Annotated in this window: 21 protein-coding genes and 1 pseudogene; 12 read left to right on the top strand and 10 right to left on the bottom strand. The window is 64.0% G+C overall.

Annotated features, from left to right (window positions below; all coding sequences use genetic code 11):
• Window positions 1-139: 139 nt before the first annotated feature.
• Entirely contained in the window at window positions 140-976 is an 837-nt protein-coding gene (locus ACVWY0_RS19845; RefSeq protein WP_485838206.1) for an IclR family transcriptional regulator, read from the top strand.
• 269 nt (window positions 977-1,245) lie between these two features.
• Here ACVWY0_RS19845 and ACVWY0_RS19840 read toward each other — a convergent pair whose 3' ends face one another.
• From ACVWY0_RS19840 to ACVWY0_RS19820, 5 genes and pseudogenes are all read right to left on the bottom strand, one after another.
• The gene (locus ACVWY0_RS19840) at window positions 1,246-1,632 is read right to left on the bottom strand and encodes a GAF and ANTAR domain-containing protein (RefSeq protein WP_485838205.1); all 387 of its coding nucleotides are present in this window, start codon (window positions 1,630-1,632) and stop codon (window positions 1,246-1,248) included.
• Between the two features lie 101 nt (window positions 1,633-1,733).
• Window positions 1,734-2,516 (bottom strand): GAF and ANTAR domain-containing protein, encoded by a 783-nt coding sequence (locus tag ACVWY0_RS19835; RefSeq protein WP_485838204.1) that lies wholly within the window; start codon window positions 2,514-2,516, stop codon window positions 1,734-1,736.
• Complete coding sequence (locus tag ACVWY0_RS19830) at window positions 2,500-2,772, bottom strand: hypothetical protein (protein WP_485838203.1); 273 nt, start codon at window positions 2,770-2,772, stop codon at window positions 2,500-2,502. Before ACVWY0_RS19830 ends, ACVWY0_RS19835 begins: the two co-directional genes overlap by 17 nt.
• Window positions 2,769-3,500 (bottom strand): GAF and ANTAR domain-containing protein, encoded by a 732-nt coding sequence (locus tag ACVWY0_RS19825; protein ID WP_485838202.1) that lies wholly within the window; start codon window positions 3,498-3,500, stop codon window positions 2,769-2,771. Before ACVWY0_RS19825 ends, ACVWY0_RS19830 begins: the two co-directional genes overlap by 4 nt.
• Window positions 3,501-3,712: 212 nt before the next feature.
• Window positions 3,713-4,252, bottom strand: a pseudogene (locus ACVWY0_RS19820) (SGNH/GDSL hydrolase family protein); the annotation flags it as partial.
• 456 nt (window positions 4,253-4,708) lie between these two features.
• Here ACVWY0_RS19820 and ACVWY0_RS19815 point away from each other — a divergent pair.
• From ACVWY0_RS19815 to ACVWY0_RS19805, 3 genes are all read left to right on the top strand, one after another.
• Window positions 4,709-5,512 (top strand): alpha/beta hydrolase, encoded by an 804-nt coding sequence (locus tag ACVWY0_RS19815; RefSeq protein ID WP_485838209.1) that lies wholly within the window; start codon window positions 4,709-4,711, stop codon window positions 5,510-5,512.
• Window positions 5,513-5,669: 157 nt separating this feature from the next.
• Window positions 5,670-6,395 (top strand): FadR/GntR family transcriptional regulator, encoded by a 726-nt coding sequence (locus ACVWY0_RS19810; protein ID WP_485838208.1) that lies wholly within the window; start codon window positions 5,670-5,672, stop codon window positions 6,393-6,395.
• Between the two features lie 72 nt (window positions 6,396-6,467).
• The gene (locus tag ACVWY0_RS19805; protein WP_485838201.1) at window positions 6,468-7,235 is read left to right on the top strand and encodes a glucosamine-6-phosphate deaminase; all 768 of its coding nucleotides are present in this window, start codon (window positions 6,468-6,470) and stop codon (window positions 7,233-7,235) included.
• A gap of 31 nt (window positions 7,236-7,266) precedes the next feature.
• Here the strand turns inward: ACVWY0_RS19805 and ACVWY0_RS19800 are convergent, their stop codons facing one another.
• Entirely contained in the window at window positions 7,267-7,521 is a 255-nt protein-coding gene (locus ACVWY0_RS19800; RefSeq protein ID WP_485838200.1) for a Txe/YoeB family addiction module toxin, read from the bottom strand.
• Window positions 7,518-7,763 (bottom strand): type II toxin-antitoxin system Phd/YefM family antitoxin, encoded by a 246-nt coding sequence (locus ACVWY0_RS19795; protein ID WP_485838199.1) that lies wholly within the window; start codon window positions 7,761-7,763, stop codon window positions 7,518-7,520. The genes ACVWY0_RS19800 and ACVWY0_RS19795 overlap by 4 nt, the downstream gene beginning before the upstream one ends.
• A gap of 526 nt (window positions 7,764-8,289) precedes the next feature.
• On the opposite strand from ACVWY0_RS19795, the gene ACVWY0_RS19790 reads away from it, so the two are divergent.
• Entirely contained in the window at window positions 8,290-8,862 is a 573-nt protein-coding gene (locus tag ACVWY0_RS19790; protein WP_485838198.1) for a RidA family protein, read from the top strand.
• The gene (locus ACVWY0_RS19785) at window positions 8,793-9,575 is read left to right on the top strand and encodes an SDR family oxidoreductase (protein WP_485838197.1); all 783 of its coding nucleotides are present in this window, start codon (window positions 8,793-8,795) and stop codon (window positions 9,573-9,575) included. The genes ACVWY0_RS19790 and ACVWY0_RS19785 overlap by 70 nt, the downstream gene beginning before the upstream one ends.
• A 147-nt stretch (window positions 9,576-9,722) precedes the next feature.
• On the opposite strand, the gene ACVWY0_RS19780 is transcribed toward ACVWY0_RS19785, so the two are convergent.
• Window positions 9,723-9,986: a hypothetical protein gene (locus ACVWY0_RS19780; protein ID WP_485838196.1), complete on the bottom strand. Its 264-nt coding sequence runs from the start codon at window positions 9,984-9,986 to the stop codon at window positions 9,723-9,725.
• A 251-nt stretch (window positions 9,987-10,237) separates the two neighbouring features.
• On the opposite strand from ACVWY0_RS19780, the gene ACVWY0_RS19775 reads away from it, so the two are divergent.
• The 6 genes from ACVWY0_RS19775 to ACVWY0_RS19750 all read left to right on the top strand — a co-directional run bounded on the left by ACVWY0_RS19775 (window position 10,238) and on the right by ACVWY0_RS19750 (window position 14,171).
• Window positions 10,238-10,855 carry an RNA polymerase sigma factor gene (locus tag ACVWY0_RS19775; protein ID WP_485838195.1) on the top strand — a complete coding sequence of 206 codons (618 nt, stop codon included), beginning with the start codon at window positions 10,238-10,240 and terminating at the stop codon, window positions 10,853-10,855.
• The gene (locus tag ACVWY0_RS19770; RefSeq protein WP_485838194.1) at window positions 10,852-11,664 is read left to right on the top strand and encodes a peptidase M56 family protein; all 813 of its coding nucleotides are present in this window, start codon (window positions 10,852-10,854) and stop codon (window positions 11,662-11,664) included. The genes ACVWY0_RS19775 and ACVWY0_RS19770 overlap by 4 nt, the downstream gene beginning before the upstream one ends.
• 167 nt (window positions 11,665-11,831) lie before the next feature.
• Window positions 11,832-12,167, top strand: coding sequence for a Mu transposase domain-containing protein (locus ACVWY0_RS19765; protein ID WP_485838193.1), 336 nt, complete (start codon window positions 11,832-11,834; stop codon window positions 12,165-12,167).
• A gap of 20 nt (window positions 12,168-12,187) precedes the next feature.
• Window positions 12,188-12,583 carry a hypothetical protein gene (locus ACVWY0_RS19760; protein WP_485838192.1) on the top strand — a complete coding sequence of 132 codons (396 nt, stop codon included), beginning with the start codon at window positions 12,188-12,190 and terminating at the stop codon, window positions 12,581-12,583.
• Entirely contained in the window at window positions 12,580-13,329 is a 750-nt protein-coding gene (locus tag ACVWY0_RS19755; protein ID WP_485838191.1) for an ATP-binding protein, read from the top strand. The genes ACVWY0_RS19760 and ACVWY0_RS19755 overlap by 4 nt, the downstream gene beginning before the upstream one ends.
• A 275-nt stretch (window positions 13,330-13,604) precedes the next feature.
• A complete protein-coding gene (locus tag ACVWY0_RS19750; RefSeq protein WP_485838190.1) occupies window positions 13,605-14,171 on the top strand; it encodes a hypothetical protein in 567 nt (188 codons plus the stop codon).
• A gap of 507 nt (window positions 14,172-14,678) precedes the next feature.
• Here the strand turns inward: ACVWY0_RS19750 and nagA are convergent.
• Both nagA and ACVWY0_RS19740 read right to left on the bottom strand, forming a co-directional pair.
• Window positions 14,679-15,920 (bottom strand): N-acetylglucosamine-6-phosphate deacetylase, encoded by a 1,242-nt coding sequence (gene nagA / locus ACVWY0_RS19745; protein ID WP_485838189.1) that lies wholly within the window; start codon window positions 15,918-15,920, stop codon window positions 14,679-14,681.
• Window positions 15,917-16,600 (bottom strand): N-acetylmannosamine-6-phosphate 2-epimerase, encoded by a 684-nt coding sequence (locus ACVWY0_RS19740; protein ID WP_485838188.1) that lies wholly within the window; start codon window positions 16,598-16,600, stop codon window positions 15,917-15,919. Before ACVWY0_RS19740 ends, nagA begins: the two co-directional genes overlap by 4 nt.
• Window positions 16,601-16,642 lie beyond the last annotated feature (42 nt).

Genomic DNA, 16,642 nt, shown 5'->3' with positions numbered 1-16,642 from the left:
CACCCCCCGGGGGGGGGTGGGGGGGGGGGTGTTTGCGCCCCCCCCACCACCCCCCCCCCCCCCCCCCCGCCCCGGGGAGCGGCGCCGTGTCTGACGCGGCGCCGCTTTCCGCTGACTATGCGCAATGATAGTGAGCATCATGACCACACCAGATTCCAATGACACCAACGGCAGCGACTCCAACGGCAAGGGCGACACCAAGGGCGCCTCAGTCATCGTCAACGCCATCGCCGTCCTTCGATCGTTCACGGCCGACGAACCGTTGCTTGGCGTCACGGAGATCGCCAACCGGGTGGGCCTGCACAAAAGCACCGTGTCACGGATCCTGGCAACCTTCGAACAGGAAAACCTCGTGGAACGCGATGCGGACACGCGCCGTTTCCGCCTTGGACTGGGCCTGATCGCGGTCGCCGGCCCGTTACTGGCCGAACTGGAGGAGCGGCGCGTCGCCTATCCCGTCCTGCGCGAACTCACAGAGCTGACCGGCGAAACCAGCGCCCTGATGATGTGGGAGGGCAACGAGTCGATCTGCGTGGAGCAGATTGCCAGCCGTCATCAGATCAAGCACACTGCGCCGCTGGGGGTCCGGTACAGCGACGCGTTGAGTTCCTCGGTTCAGGTGTTCCTCGGAATTCAACCGGAGGAGAGGGTGCGTGCACTCCTGCGCAGCGGAGCCATTACCTACCCCGGGCTGGACGAGGCCTCCCTCGAGGACTATCTGCTCCGCCTCAAAGACGGCTCCCGCCGCGGGTGGGCCATCAACTACGGCGAGTCCTCCTTGGATGAAGTCGGCGTCGCCGCCCCCGTCTACGATCATCGCGGCGACCTTGTGGCAGCAGTCCTCATCCCGGCCCCGCGGTTCCGCGTCTCCAAGGAGCGCCTGCAGAGCCTCGGCGAATCCTGCAGGGCAGCGGCGGACAAAGTCACCGCACGGCTGGGCGGCAACGCACCCGGCACCAGCCGGGGAGACCGCTAGGACTCTTCGGACCGCGGTGGACCTTCTGACCCAGGCTCGTCTGAATAGGGCGCGCGGGGGCGGCCTGGTCATTGAACAGTTCGTTTGCCGCCATGGCCAGCAGGTCCTGTTGCAGTTCGGGGAGCGAGAGAAGTCCCTGCAGGTAGGCCTCCACTTCATACTCACCCACAGATCCGCCGATGCCGAAGTAGTAAAGCCACAGGTCACCCGTGCTGACCTGTGCTGCTGCCAATGCTGCTTGGAGCCTGCGGCGTTGTTCTGGTTCGCTGCTATCGAAGCCCATCACTACTGCCTCTGCGCGGGTCGGCGGCCACGCCCGCCAGGACAATGGCGCTGACTTCCTTAAGGGTGCTGCGCGCAGCGCGGGCCTGCCGCATCAGCTGCTGCAGGGCGGCGTTCTCGGTGATGGCGTGGCGTTCCATGAGTATTCCGCAGGCCCGGTTAATCAGATCCCGGCTGTAGAGGGCTGATTGAAGGCTCGCACTGATGCGTTCCGGAGTTTCGGCAGTCTGGATATGTGACAGAAGGGTTGCCGCGGGTGAGGCAAAAAGCTCCATGAGGGTAGTGGTGGCATCCTCAAAAGCGCCGGGAGTGGCGGCGTAAATCTTCATCGCACCTATGGCCTCCCCGTCGGCGATCAGCGGGGTGCTGATCACTGAGCCGGATGAGCCTGTTTGTGACCGTTCAGCGCTTCAGGTAAAGCCTAACGTGTGCGGTGAGCTGCGGACCCGGACCTGCACGAATACCGGCTTTATGGCTATTCATCGTAAGTGGTAGGAAATACTCGTTCGCCGGCAATTCCAGAAATGATGCCGGCGGCCACCTCCTTTAGCTTCATATTGCGGTGACTGGACGCATTGACCAATATCTGGAATGCCGCATCGCGGCTGCACCGGCTCTGCGCCATGATGACCCCAATGGCCGTGTCAATGACAGTGCGGGATTTCAGGGCGGCGGCGAGGTCGTCACGGGCGTCGCGCAACTGTGCGATGTTCAGGGCGAGGTCCAGCGCCTTGGCGGCGATGCCCGTTAGCCCGACAGCCGCATCAATTCCGTGCTGGGGGAACCCGTTCGCGTTGGGGGAGTAGAGGTTTACCACCGCCTGCGCAGGAGCCTGCAGATGCATTGGGACCGCCAGGATGGAGCCGATGCCCGTCTTCCGGGCTTCCTGGTTGTATTTCGGCCAACGGACATCGGCGTCCAGATCCAGGACATGGACCATAAATTCTGTCCGAAGGGCTGTCAGGCACGGTCCGCGGCCGAAGCTGTTTTGCAGTTCGTCCAGGTTCCGGGCGAGGGCATCGCTGCTGGCAACAGCGACCGGCCGCTTCTGCCGGACTACCGTGATCCCGCAGGACAAGTGGTTCCCGGGCTGTGACAGCTGCGTGGCAAAAATCGCGGCCGTGTCGGCCAGGAATTCACGGACGTCGGAGCTTGCCAGGACGAGGTCCTGCAGGTGGAGCACAAACTCGTGCAGGCCCGCGCCGGCGCGTCCAACGTTGCCGGATTCGGGTTCTCGGATATCAAAGTCCTGGGACATGTGCACTTCCCGGTCCGTCCGCCGTGATCTCCTTGATTGCGGTCTGGATGAGGTCCATCTGCAGCGGGGCCAATTCCACCAGTTCGTGCAGATAGGCGTCCACCCCGAGCTGATCGACGTTTCCGCCGATCCCGTAATAGTAGGTCCATAGCCCGGGGAGGCTCATGTTCCCGCTCTGGAACTGGGCGGATGCAAACTTGCGCTGGTCCGCCTCGAAGGCAGGCTGGGGGGTGCCCAATCCGCCGTCGTCCATCATTTCTCCCCAACTCCGGTGATGACGGGGATATCTGAGGCGTGGTGCAGGATGTCCTCGGCGATGTCATGCAGCCGGCGGTTGCTGCTGCGGGAGGCAAGGTGCAGGAGCTTGACGGCGGTTTCATGGCTGCAGCGGTTCTGCACCATGATCAGGGCCACAGCCGAGTCCACAACGGCCCGGGATCGCAGCGCCGACCTCAAATGTTCCGGGTACGGGTCCGACGGGTACACACGGATTGCCAGGCGCAGGATCCGGGAAAGCGATGCAGCGTGCTCTTCGATGGCGGTCACCGTTTCGGAGCCAAAAGTATTGAGCTCGGTTGAATAGCAGTTCAGGGCGGAGCGGGAACCGTTGTCGGTGGGGATGGGGACAGCCAGGATTGTCCGGATGCCTTCGTCTGCGACCGCCCCGGCATACCAGGCCCAACTCTCATCAGCCTGAAGATCACGGATAAGGACTGTGCGCTGTTCCCGCAGCGCCGTCAGGCAGGGACCATTGTCCAAAGCGTACTGGCGTTCGTCCAGGGTCCGGGCCGTCTCCGTGCTGCTCGCTACCGTCACGGGCCCGGTCTCCCGTTCCACCGTGATGGCACACAGCAGGGGCGTCTCCCCGCCCAGCAAGGACGCGGAAATCGCTGTCAGTCCCAAGAGGAATTCTGTGAAGTCCGGACTTTCAAGGAGTAGGTCCTGCAATTGCTCCGCCGTCGGCAGAGCCTCATTCTCGGCCATGCGGCCTCAATTCCAAGCATCGCCAGGGTCACACGACCCCGGCTGACGGCTGTGCGCTCTCTTCGCGCGCGGCCCGTATATTCAACCCCGGACCCTTATGCCACCCCCGAAATCTCCTACTACTGACACTACGCCCTTCCAGGGCGGCCGCCGGTGGTGCCGGCGAAGTACTAGTAGCCGGGAGCGCCGCGGAGCGCCCGCAGAAAATGGAGTCAGGGCGTGTCCGCCACGGCGGAAAGCAGCGGGCCCAGCCGTGCGGCCATCAGCCGGTAGCCCGTGTTGCCGGGATGGAGCGTATCCGGTATCAGTTCGGCGGCTTCGCCGGGAGTGAAGACGGCGGCGCCGTCCAGGCAGTGGATCCGGTGGTCGCCGCCTTCCCGCAGGACACGCACGACGGCGGCTGTTGCGTCCCGGTAGTCCCGCAAGGTCATCCCGACGGCGTTGGGCAGCTCCCCCCGGGGCAGCGACAGCATGGGGGTGATGACGGCAATCGGCGCCAGGGGTTGGGCTTTGCGGATGTTTGCCAGGAATCCCAGGACCTGGCTTGCGTAGCTGCGTTCGGAGAAAACGGCTGCGTTGTAGGAGTTGATGCCCAGGCAGAGCGAGATGAAATCGGCCGGTCCTCGCAGCGACGCTTCGTGGATCCTGACCGTCCCGAACTGGGGGAGCCACAGCTGGACCGAAGTCCCTGCTTGAGGGTTCCCAAGGCGAGTTCGTAACTCACCCTCCCGGCTGCGGTGACCCGGTGGGCGAGCTTCCCATCCACCAGCACGTCAAACGGCGAGCTGTCGGCTGTGCCTTCCGCTTCCAGGACCAGCGTTCCTGACGACGCCGTCCAGCTTGCCCGGATGCCGGCGCCCATGGTGGCCCGGTTCTCGAGTCCGTCGGTGGCCGGGGATATCAGCAGGGCCGGATCCAGCCGCCGGAAGTGTTGCCAGCCTTCGGCGCCCGTGGTGGCCCGAAAGGCCCCGATCCAGTGCGCGTCGATGGAATTCACTGGCACAAATCTACCGGTTTCCTACTCGGCGACTTTGCCGGGAGGCACCACGCTGTAGGCTCGGCACATGGCTGATCTGCGGCGTCGGACGTTTGTCTTTCGCACGCTGGTTGGTGCGGCTGCCGCGGCGGCCGTTGGAATTCTCGGCGCCGCGTGTTCGCCCGGCGCCGAGCGGGACGGTACCGCCGGTGGCGGTGCCAAGGGGGATGCAGTGAAGCGGCACAAGTACCAGTACGGCGAGGACGCCAGCCAATGGGGCGAGCTTTTCCTGCCGGAGCTGCCGGCCGGCGGCGAGCACAGCGGCGTGGTGGTGGTGATTCATGGCGGCTACTGGCGCTCGCAGTACGGCGCAGAGCTGGGGGAGCCCATCGCCAAGGACCTGGCCGCCCATGGCATGGCCGCCTGGAACCTTGAATACCGCCGGGCCGGAAACGGCGGCGGCTGGCCAAACACCTTCATTGACGTGCTGGCCGGTATCGACAAGCTGGGTGACCTCGCGGCCAAGCATGCCCTGAACCTGGGTCCGGTGGTGGCGCTGGGCCATTCAGCCGGCGGGCATCTGGCCGCCTGGGCTGCCGGCCGGGGGAAGCTTGCCCAGCTGGGAATGCCGGATGCTGACCGCCAGGTGCCCCGCACCTCAGATGCCTCCGCGGTGCACCTCACCGGAGTGGTCAGCCAGTCCGGCTTGCTCAACCTGGCCGAGGCGGAGAAGCTGAACCTCAGCAACGGTGCGGTGAGCAACCTCCTGGGCGGGTCGTCGTCGAAATATCCGCACCGCTACAGGTACGCCGACCCCATGACCGCCCTTCCGCTGGCCGTGCCGGTCATCGCTGTCCATGGGTCCGAGGACACCACCGTTCCCTTGGGTCAGTCCGAGTCCTATGTGAACGCCGGAACCACGGCAAACATGGAGACCCGGCTGGTCAGGGTTCCCGGGGACCATTACGCCCTGATCGACCCCAAAACGCCTGGTTACCGGGCGTGCCGCGAGCTTGTTCGGTTCCTTTTGGGTTAGATTCGGCGCTCTTGGGTTAGATTCGGTCCCTCAGGGTTGGAACTGCTCAAAAAATAGGTTCCCCAAATCTAGACATTGGACGTCCCATCTCCTGTACCCTTGAGATGTAGGACAAGTCGCGACCCCTAAGCGCGGCAAGGAGGAGACCCACGTGGCCATCGCATCGCAAGAAGTATCGCCCGCCCGTTTCAGTGCGCAGCTCCGTTCGCATGCCCTGCAGACGCGGATCATGGACCTCATTCTGGAGCGCGGCCTTGACGTCGGTGACGCGCTGCCCACCGAAAGTGAGCTCTCCGCCGAACTCGGCGTGGGCCGCAACACCGTCCGTGAGTCCCTGAAAGTACTGCAGGCACTGGGCGTCATCGAGATCCGGCATGGCTTTGGCATGTTCGTTGCACCCAACAACTTCAGCGCCCTGGTGTCCGGCCTGACGTTCCGCGGCCGGCTGTCTCTCCGCCACAAGGGCGAGGAAGCCATGGAGCTCATTGATGTGCGCCAGGCCCTTGAGTCCGGGCTGATCGGACCGGCCATTGACCTGCTCACTGACGAGCACGTGGCTGACCTGCGGGCCACCATGGAAGCCATGGAGGACGCGGCCAAGAAGGGGGAGCCGCTGCATGAGCACGACGCCGAGTTCCACCGCCGGCTCTATGCGCCCCTTAACAACGACCTGCTGATCAACCTCATGGACGTCTTCTGGCAGGTTTACCGCAAAATCCACCTGGCCCTCGGCACCGGTCCGGTCAACCTCGAGCAGCAGACCCAGGACCACTGGGACATCTTCGAGGCCGTGGCCAACAAGGACAAGGCCCTCGCATCCGAACGCCTGCAGCGCCACTTTGACGGCATCCGCCTGAAACTCAAGGACGTCGCCTCCGCCTAGCCTGTTTTCCTTTCTACGCCCGCGCCCCGGGCGTACTTAGTCCTGACCTTTTCGTAGAGAGTGCCCTTTGTTGTGGAAATTTTCGTTGTGCCTACCGCCTCAGCCACCGGTTCCGTTGCCGCCGGGATCCTTGCCGCCGTCATCCGCAGCAAGCCCGACGCCGTCCTGGGTGTGGCCACGGGCGGATCGCCGCTGCCTATCTACGCGGCGCTCGCCAACCACCAACTCGACATGTCCTCCGTCCGTGCTTTCGCCCTCGACGAGTACGTGGGGCTGCCCGCCGGACATCCCGAGGGCTACGCCGAAGTTGTCCGGCGCGAGGTAACTGAGCGGCTGCACCTGGATCCCGCCAACGTAGCGGTGCCGGACGGAAGCGCTGCGGACCCCGAGGCCGCCGCCGCCGACTACGACGCCGCCATTGCCGGCATTGGCGGCATCGACGTGCAGATCCTCGGCATCGGCCACAACGGTCACCTTGCCTTCAACGAGCCCGGCTCCGCCCTGGACTCCCGGACCCGTGTGGAAGTCCTCACGGAACGCACCCGCGAAGCCAACGCCCGCTACTTCAGCACGCCGGAGCAAGTGCCGCTCCGCTGTATTACGCAGGGCCTGGCCACCATCCTGGAAGCCAGCCATCTCCTGCTTGTGGTCAACGGCGCGGACAAAGCCGGCATCCTGGCGGCAGCGCTCAACGGGCCGGTTACGGCCGACTGCCCGGGCTCGGTCCTGCAGCTGCACCCGCACGTGACGGTGGTGGCTGACGAAGCCGCAGCGTCGCAGCTGGCGCAGGGGAGCGGGCAGGTCGCCGTGCGAGTGTCCGGGGCGGCCGCCTCCGTCTGAGGTGTGACTGGCGGATGCGTCCGGCCCGGTTTCAATAGTGGTGCCGTGCGGCGATGATGACGAGCTGTGTGGGTTCCGCGGCGTAGACGAGCCGGTGTTCCTCAGTGATCCTTCTGGACCAGTAGCCGGACAACTGATGCTTGAGGGCTTCAGGCTTGCCGATGCCCTCGAAGGGGTCGCGCTGGCAGTCCTTGATCAGCAGATTGATCCGCTTAACCATCGCTTTGTCGGTGGCGGTCCAATAGACATAGTCGTCCCAGGCCTTGTCCGTGAAGAGGATGTTCACTCGGCCAGTTCGCGCAGAGCCGCCGTGCCTGCCCTGTGCTGCGCGATGCTTTCGAGCAGGTGGGCCGCGTTTGCCGGCGTCCGCAGCAGATACGTCGTTTCCTGCAGGGCCTCATAATCCGCCAGGGACATCAGGACGGCACTGCCCTTTTTGGACACGATTTCTATGGGCGTATGGTCGGCATTGACCTTTTCAATAAGGGGAAACAGCTCTGCCCTGGCCTGCGAGGCGGTGATCGCCATGACGTGCTCCTTGATCAAAGTGGTACCACATATTGTACCATTCTGGATCTTTGGGATTCTGGGCCTTGGCCCACTTATTGACTTGTAATGAAGTGCCGATGCTTCGATATGCCGGGCAGCCGCCGGCAGTTTCAGTGGACCTCCAAGTCGCCTGCCATCGCCTTCGTACTACGTCCTGAACATGTGTTCGCGTGGCGTTCTTCCTGCAGATCTGATGGCCTCAGGGGTGTGCCGTATAGGGTCCCCTGACCGGGCATTTTCTCGGTCATGTCTTACGGGAATCGGCCGGCCGCGGAAACGCAGCGATCGTGATCCGGAAATTTTTGGGTGGCGATTGCACCGCTGAACGACCGGCTAACGGGCAGGCTGACAGCCGGAGTGCCCGAACTTCCGCGCAAGCCGTGACTGGAGTAGCCTCGCCGCAGTGACTAATCCGATTTACTCCACATTCGGAGACGAAATGCCTGTTTGTTCGAAAGAAGGGCTCTGAGCCTTCTCTCATTGAATACGTCTAGAGGATGACCATATGACGCCGGAGCAGAAGCTCGCCAGGGCCGGATTGGCGTTGCCGCCACCGCACCCAGTGGTTGGAACATTTGCCCTCGTCGCTCAACATGGGGAAGTCCTCTATGTTTCCGGGCACGGAGCATTCGTTGACGGTGAGCCGATCCATTGCGGCAAGCTGGGTGCGGACCTTACGACAGCGGAAGGAAAGGAGGCCGCGCAGGCTGTCATGCTTGCCCTGCTCGGCACGGTCCGTGACCACGTCGGGGGACTGGCTCGAGTCAACCGTGTTCTGAAGGTTCTCGTCTTCGTGAACAGTACGCCGGAGTTCGCCGAGCAGCATCTTGTTGCCAATGGCTCGACCGAAGTGCTGGCCATCGCGTTCGGCGAGGAGCGGCTGTCAGCTCGATCGGCTATCGGGGTCAGTTCCCTTCCGCTTGGCTTTGCGGTGGAAGTCGAGGCGATCGTCGAACTTGCTGCTGCGGCCCCCTTGAGCGCTTCGTTCTGCCTGCGTAACCTAGGAGCGTGGATCTGGGATTCAGTGGAAAGAGGGCTCTCGTCACGGCGGCGAGCCGCGGTTTGGGTCAGGCGGTAGTCGAAGCTCTCGCCGCTGAAGGTTGTCGACTCTGTATCTCCTCGAGCTCACAAGAGCGGATTGACGCGGTCGCCGCGAACCTGCCCGCCTCTGTGGAGGTGCACACTATGGCTGCTGACATCGCGGATCCGAGCGATTGCGACCGCTTATTCACCTGGGCGGTGGATTCACTGGGCGGCCTTGACATTCTCATCAACAACACCGTCGGGCCTGACACCGGAGCCGTCCTCGAACTGCGGGATGACCAGTGGCGTTATGCCTTCGATTCGATCTTCATGAGCGCTTTGAGGCTCAGCCGTGCCGCAGTTCCCGTCATGCGAGAGAGCGGCGGAGGCTCCATCGTCAACCTGGCTTCGCTGACCGCCAAGCAGCCGATTGATGGGATCGCCTTATCCAACGCGCTTCGCCCTGCGCTCATCGGAATGGCCAAGACACTGTCCCGGGAAGCTGCCCCGGAGGTTCGCATCAACAATATTGCTACCGAGCACATACTCACCGATCGTATCCGTGATATCGCCCAACGAGTGTGGCGTCTCGATGACGAAACCATCGAACAGACCCTGGACCGCATGGCAATGACTGTTCCACTTGGCCGGTACGGAACGCCCCAGGAGCTTGCGAACGCCGTTCTCTTCCTTGCCAGCGACGCAGCCAGCTATATCACCGGCGTCACACTTGCCGTCGATGGTGGGCTCGACCGAGGCCTTTTCTAGAGCCTCGTGCCAGAACCCCAACAGCGCCCATCTCGTGGTTGACGAATCAAAGAGGTGTCCCGGTGAAGGATCCTTCACCGCGACACGAGGTGAGGCCGTTCACGGCCGATATGCAGTTTTCGCGCACCCGCGCTTCCGAGAAAAGAACTACGCCTCGACGAGAATCACCAAGGTCTCGGGCAGCACGCCGTCATACGCCATCGCCTCGGCCCCTGCCTCGGATTGCATCAAGGCCATGACGGCATCCATGTCGGCAACGTCCATCAGCACCGCCACTTGCGTCGGGTTCTCTGGGTTGACGAACGTCCGGATGTTGGTGACGCCGATGGGTCCGAAGATCTCTTCGCGTTTCGGTGAGGCAAGCCAATGATCCTTGTCCTTCACATCGTGGTGGCCGATCACGGTTGGCATAGCGCGTCCTCTCGACGAGGGGCCAACGGTCCGCAGGCCCACTGCGCAGAACGCTACTCGTCGTTCCGCACCCAGACAAGGCTTTTCGTGGCCGCATCTCGCTCGGTCTGCGGGCTGCCCGCAAGGGGTTCCCCAACGGGCCGCACTTCGCGAAGCCCACTAGGATCACCATTCAGCTGGTGTGCCAAAAGATTTCTGGGGAATCTTTCGGTTTTGTGTAACCTTTTCGGCTGTCCCGGACAATACAGGGCATGGGGAACCTTGAGAATGACGAGTGCCGCCTTTGGTCCCGCAGCCTAAATGGTGACGGCGAGGCGTTCGGGGTGCTGTACGACAGGCATCGTGACCGGGTCTTCCGCCATGCGTACCGGCTCGCGGGAAACCACCACGACGCCGAAGACGTCATGGCGGCAGCCTTCCTTGAGCTCTGGCGGCGGCGCGCCAAAGTCCGCGTAGTAGACGGGTCAATCCTTCCCTGGCTGCTCGTCACGACAACCAACACCGCCCGCAATAACGGGCGGGCAGCACTCCGCTACCGGAAGCTGCTGGATGCGCTACCGCGCACCGACGAGTCCTCAGAGCCCATGAAGACTGAACTCGCCAGCCCTCAAGAGACCCTAGACAAGGACTTCGCCAAGGCTCTCGGAACGCTCAGCGCTGAAGACCTGCACCTGGTGAGCCTGGTCGTGTTCGAGGCCTACCCTCTCGCTGCTGCAGCAACAGTTCTGAACATGACTCCCGGGGCAGCCAAGACCCGCATGCACCGGGCGAAGCAACGGATGAAAGCTGCCCTCACCGGCACAACCGGCGCGGGCACTCCTACCGCCCGCAGCCACCCAACTTCAGTTTTGGAAGGAGAACGGTCATGAACCAGTTCCATGTCGATGACCGCTTCAGCAACGCACTTAGGGCAGAACTTGTCGCCCAGGTTCACCAAACGTCTCCGGTACGGGCCCGGCAGCACACGCGCTTGTGGCTTGGTGGAGTTGCGCTGGCCGGCGCCTGCCTGCTGGGAGGCATTGGCGCGGCCGCGGCGGGTTTGTTTCAGATCCCCGGCGGGCAGGAAGTAACGCCCCTGGCTTCACCTGTGACGGATACCTACACAGGAACCGCGACCGTGGAACTCGGCGAACCTCCCGCAGGCACCACGGACATCGAAATGACGCTGACCGCGCTGACCCCTGGTTGGTTTGAGTTCTCAAACGGTGCCAGCTGCAGTTACAACGACATCGATTTAGAGACACGCCTGAATTGGTGCCGCTACACGATTTCCCTTGAGCCAGGTCAGGACAGTGTCACGATCAAGACGGAGCCCGGTAACCAGTGGAAGCTCACAGCCAGTTACGTGAAGCAGGAAAGGACAGAACTGGGCGTCAATGCCAAAGGTGAAACCTACGGCGTTGAAAGCCCAGAAAATGGAGTCCCGGATCTAATCGCCGTTATGGCGACCAACGGAGCAACCGGCTACGCATACGCCAAGGACCTCTACGGCGGGCCAATGCCCACCAGCCCGGAAGACGCCGCGCAAAACTTCAACACGCCGCGTCCGCCCCGCGAGATCCCCGTATTCCTTAGCGACGGCGAAACTGAAGTCGGAATCTTCCTGGCAGCAGGTTCGGGAGGCGGAATTCCCTCCTACCCGTCCAGATCGCCGATACCGTCACAAACCCCACAGTAGATCCAGCGGGCCGATGCTCACTAGCCGCCAGGACTGTCTGAATATTCGCTCTTGAGGGGTCCATGTGTGGTGCGGGTTAGCGCCGGGGTCCGATCCCACGATTTGCGCTGGTCAGCGCCAGTGTTGGTGCCAGCGTCGAAAATACCGTCTCCCACGTCGCCACCAGGGTGATTGCGGGTCTGAGGCAGGAGCAGTTCACCAGCCTGTTGCAGCTGCGGGCCCGGGTTCGGGAGCAGATCGATGCCTACAACCGGCAGCCGTTCCAGAAGCGGGAAGGCTCCCGGCCGAGCGTGTTCACGGCCGAGGAGAAGCCGCTGCTGCAACCGTTGCCGGCGGTGACTTTCAAGATCAGCACCTGGACATATGGGCGCAAAGCAGGCCGGAACGGACACGTGGTCTGGGCAAAAAACTTCTACTCCGTCCCGTTCACCCACATCGGCGCGCATGTTGATCTTCGCGTCACGGACACCATGCTCGAGATCTACCGGGTGATGAGCGCCTGACCAGCCACCTGCTGCTGCCCGTGACGACGACGAACCAGTATCGGACGAACGAAGCCGACCTTCCCGAGGGGCACAGCTGGCAAGCCTGGGACCGAGCCCGGATCGACGCCTGGGCGTTACGGATGGGACCGGCGACCGAGACCGTGATCGAGAAGATCTTCGAGTCTGTCCGCATCGAGGAAGCCGGCTACGACCCAGCCCTGGCGGTCCTGCGCCTGTCTCGTAGGTTCTCACCAGCCCGGGTGGAAGCCGCATGCCAGCTCGCGCTGCGCGGGCCGATACGATCGCCCCGTTACGCCCACCTGCGGCCGATCCTAGACACCGGTCAGGACAAAACCGGGCACGTCGAGGAGCCTGAAGTCGACGATGGCGGATACGTGCGCGGCAGCTCCTACTACGCAGGAGGGACCCGATGAGCCGCCTGGACACGGAAACCAAACGCAAGCTGCGGGAGATGAACGCGGGCGAGCTGCTGGAGGCCATAGATACCCAAGACGAGACGCTGAGCATCAGCCTGCCGTTCGAAGATCGTCTCCGGCTGGTCGTCGATGACGCCTACGCATCGTTCACCCATGCCAAAGTCACCGGCCTGATCCGGCGGGCGGGGCTGCGCTACCCGAACGCTGACCTGCGCCGCATCGACCTCCTCGACGAGCGAGGCGTTGACCGGCCGCTGCTGAGCCAGCTCGGCACCTGCTCGTTCGTGGCCCGGCAGCAGAACGTTGTCTTCCAAGGGTTCACCGGGTCGGGGAAGTCCTACCTTGGATGCGCGATTGCTAAACGCGCCTGCGAACACCGCATCCGCGCGCATTACGTCCGCATGCCCGACCTCGAGGAAGCCTGGGTCGCCGCCCAAGACACCCCTGGCGGATCCGGCAAGTTCCTGCGCAAATATGCGGCATTCACCCTGCTGGTCATTGATAAGTGGCTGCTGGATCGACCCACGGAATCGATGCGCACCATGCTGCTGGAACTGATGGAACGCCGCTACGGGGAGACCTCAACAGTGTTCTGCACCCAGTACTCGCAGAAGGACTGGCACCAGCGGCTCGGCTCCGGCGTTCACGCCGACGCGATCATGGACCGGATCATCCACAACACGACCTGGGTCGAGACAGGCAACTACAACATGCGCGAGCACACGGCACTCGTAACCGCCTAGCAACCGCCACGGAGGGCGTCAGCGGCGCCAGGCCACACGACCGCTGGCGCTCTCTCGCACGAACCCCGGCGCCGAACCGCACGAACAGGTGGCGCTCAAAGCTTCAAATACTCACTGTCCCGTAGAGCGCGTTCCCCAAACGAAACACCGGCTGTTTACAGGGGCGGGGCCCGCTGAGATGCTGAACGCACTACGGCCGTGTGGGTTGCCTGCGAACAGGGGATAGCGAAATGCGATGGAGCACGCCGAGACCAGGAAATCCTTGGCCACAGGACATGGTGATCCGGGTCAACGATGATTCCCACCACCTGACCCTCTTGCTCTTTGTCCGGCATGCCTGGCCCATTGCCGGTGACGTCGACATCCCACCTCTGGATCCCGTACCTGACTGTGGTCATTCCCAGATGGCTGGGTCAGCAGATGCCGCTGCATGGGACAAGCGCTGGAAAACGGCTTGGGAACGAGCTTGGAGCTGGTACGAGATTGAGGATCCGACGTACCGTCCCACGCCCGCCGAAATGCGAGAAGCCGCGGATCCTGATCATGGTTTGAGCCCTTTCATGCCGCCCTTTTCGACTCAGCAATATGGGTGGGAAGGCCTGGATCGTGATGCCTACCAGGCGTGGGACCAAAGTCTTATCCCGAAGATTCCACAAGACGCCGAACGTCAATGTCTCCAGGAGCTCATGCCAGCGTGGAAGAACGGAATCGACACCATCATTGTTCTGCCGTACAAGGGGTACTTTGCGCAACGACTCAGCCGCCGGCACCTCGTCGTGTCCGCTGATGTCAGGAACAACCCTGAGGACTACAGGAGGACATTAAGGGCGAACACGCGGTAAAGCGTCCGGTAGATGTTCGCCAAACGGACCCATGGGAACTTGCGGGCTGAGCGTATGCTCTGGTCAGGCTGGGAGGTTGAGCAAAGGGGGCATGAATGAAGCGCCAGACGCGCTGTTGGATGGGTATGTTCCTTTTGCCCCTTGCCCTGGGAAGCTGCGGGACGGCATCAGGCGGAACAAGCATCACCCAAGGAACGTCGGATCGTTGGCATGTATCGGTGCTCGGATCGAGGGACGGTGCCGCAATGGAGCACTGCTTCGAAGACCCGCTCATCGAACAGTCGATCGAATCGGCAGATCTGCCTTCCACACACCTGGGTATCAAGCTGCTCGAGACAGCGACACAACAAGACGCCGAACGGATTGCTGACTGCCTCAGACCGAGCGCAGGCAGCGGCGAAGTATCCATCACAAGTCCAAGAGGCTGATTCACGGCTGTTTTAGGAGTAGCCCGCGCGAAAGATAGACGAACGGCCTTCAGGGTTTCCGTCGGCTCTCAGGACGGCGCTAAAGTCCGACGGCGGGACGCCCCAGGGTGCGCCCCTCGCGCAGGACCAGGACCCGGCGGAAGTTCCGGTCCACCACCACGACGTCTGCACGCAGACCCGCGCGGAGGCCCCCGATTTCGTGGCCCTGGCCGATGATCGCCGCCGGAACCGCGGTGGCGGACTGAACAGCTGCGGCCGGCTGAACACCGGCGTCGATGGTCCGCCGGACAACGTCCAGCAGCGTGGCCGTCCCGCCGGCGAGCGTGCCGTTGTTGAGCCTGGCCACGGCGCCGCTGACAGAAACGGCGGCGGGGCCAAGCTCGTAGTCCCCGTCCGGAAGTCCGGTGGCGGCCATTGAGTCGGTCACCAGGACCACGTTTTCCGCACCCACCAAATCGAAGACCATCCGGACGGTTTCGGGGTCCAGGTGCGCGCCGTCGGCGATAAGTTCGACGGCAATCGTGCCGGCCCGGGCCAGCCGGAGGCACGCGGCGACGGGTCCGGGGCTGCGGTGGTGCAGCGGCGGCATGCCGTTATAGAGGTGCGTGACGGTAGGGCGCGATACGGCCCCCAGGCCGGATGCCACCAGCAGCTCCGCCGCCTCGGTGAGGGAGGCCGCCGTCGTCCGTGCGTCCGCGTCGGTGTGGCCCAACGACGGCGTGACGCCATGCTCGGCGAGGGCACGCACCACGGCGTCAGCGCCGGGCAGTTCGGGTGCGTACGTCATGGTCCGCAGGTGGCCGCCGGCCGCGGCCAGCAGTTCGCCCAGGAGGGGGAGGTCCGGTTCGCGCAGGTACCGCGGATCCTGGGCGCCGCAGCGGGCGTGGGACAGGAACGGCCCCTCGGAGTGGATGCCCGCGATGAGCCCTTCGTCGGCGAGCTGCCGCAGGGTTGCCAGGCCACGCATGAGGTCCTCGCGGGACGCGGTCACCAGGCTTGCCAGCAGGGTCGTGGTGCCGCTGCGGTGCAGGAAGTCCACGGCGGTCCTTGCAGCCTCGCTATCGCCGCTCGGGAAGTCGCCGCCGACGGCGCCGTGGCAGTGCAGGTCCACGAGGCCGGGCAGAATCGTGCTGCCTGGCGGAAGGTCCAGTTCTTCAAGGCCGGGCAGCGCCGACTCGTCCAGGCCCGCGCGGGGCCCCACATACGCGATGCGGCCGTCCGCGACAGCCACCACTGCGTCGTCCTGGACCGAGCCGTCGGTCAGGACCGTGCCGGCCAGCAGGTAGCTCCCGGACCCGGCGGCGTCCAGCCCGTGCGTCACTTCAGGGCCTCGGCGAACCAGCCGGTGATGGTGGCCGGGTGCGTGATCGCGGTACCGACGACGACGGCGAACGCGCCGACGTCGAGGCACTGCCGGGCCTGGGCGGGGGAGTGGAGGCGGCCTTCGGCGATGAGCGGCACGCCGAAGCCGGCGGCGGCGATCTGGTCCAGCAGTTCCAGGTCGGGGCCGAGCGTCTTGGGACGTTCGCCGGAGTAGCCGGACAGCGTGGTGCCGATCAGGTCGGCTCCGGCCTCGACGGCCGCGGCAGCGTCGTCGAAGGAACCGCAGTCCGCCATCACCAGCGCGTGGGATTCTGCGTGGATTCCGGCCACCGTCTGGGCCAGGGTCAGGCCGTCCGGGCGCTTGCGGCGAGTGCCGTCGATCGCCACGATGTGCGCGCCCGCGCTGGCCACCGCCAAAGCGTGCCGGAGTGTGGGAGTGATGAAGACGCCGTCGTGCCCGTCCTTCCAGAGCCCGATCACCGGAACCTCCACGGCTGTACGCGTGAACTGCACGTCGGCCAGGCCCTGGACGCGGACCGCGGCGGCGCCGCCGATCACCGCCGAGGCGGCAATCTGCGCCATGGTACGCGGGTCCCGCAGGGGCTCACCCGGATATGCCTGGCAGGAGACGATGAGTTGCCCGCGCAGGGCTTCGAGGGCTTCGGGGGTCAGAATCACGGTCGGTTCCTCTGGAAGGTTGGCGGAGCGGGCTGTAGATCG

It is taken from the genome of Arthrobacter sp. UYNi723, assembly GCF_054057635.1.
Note: the sequence above shows the minus strand (reverse complement) of the source record. Positions and strands in the feature narration are given on the sequence as shown.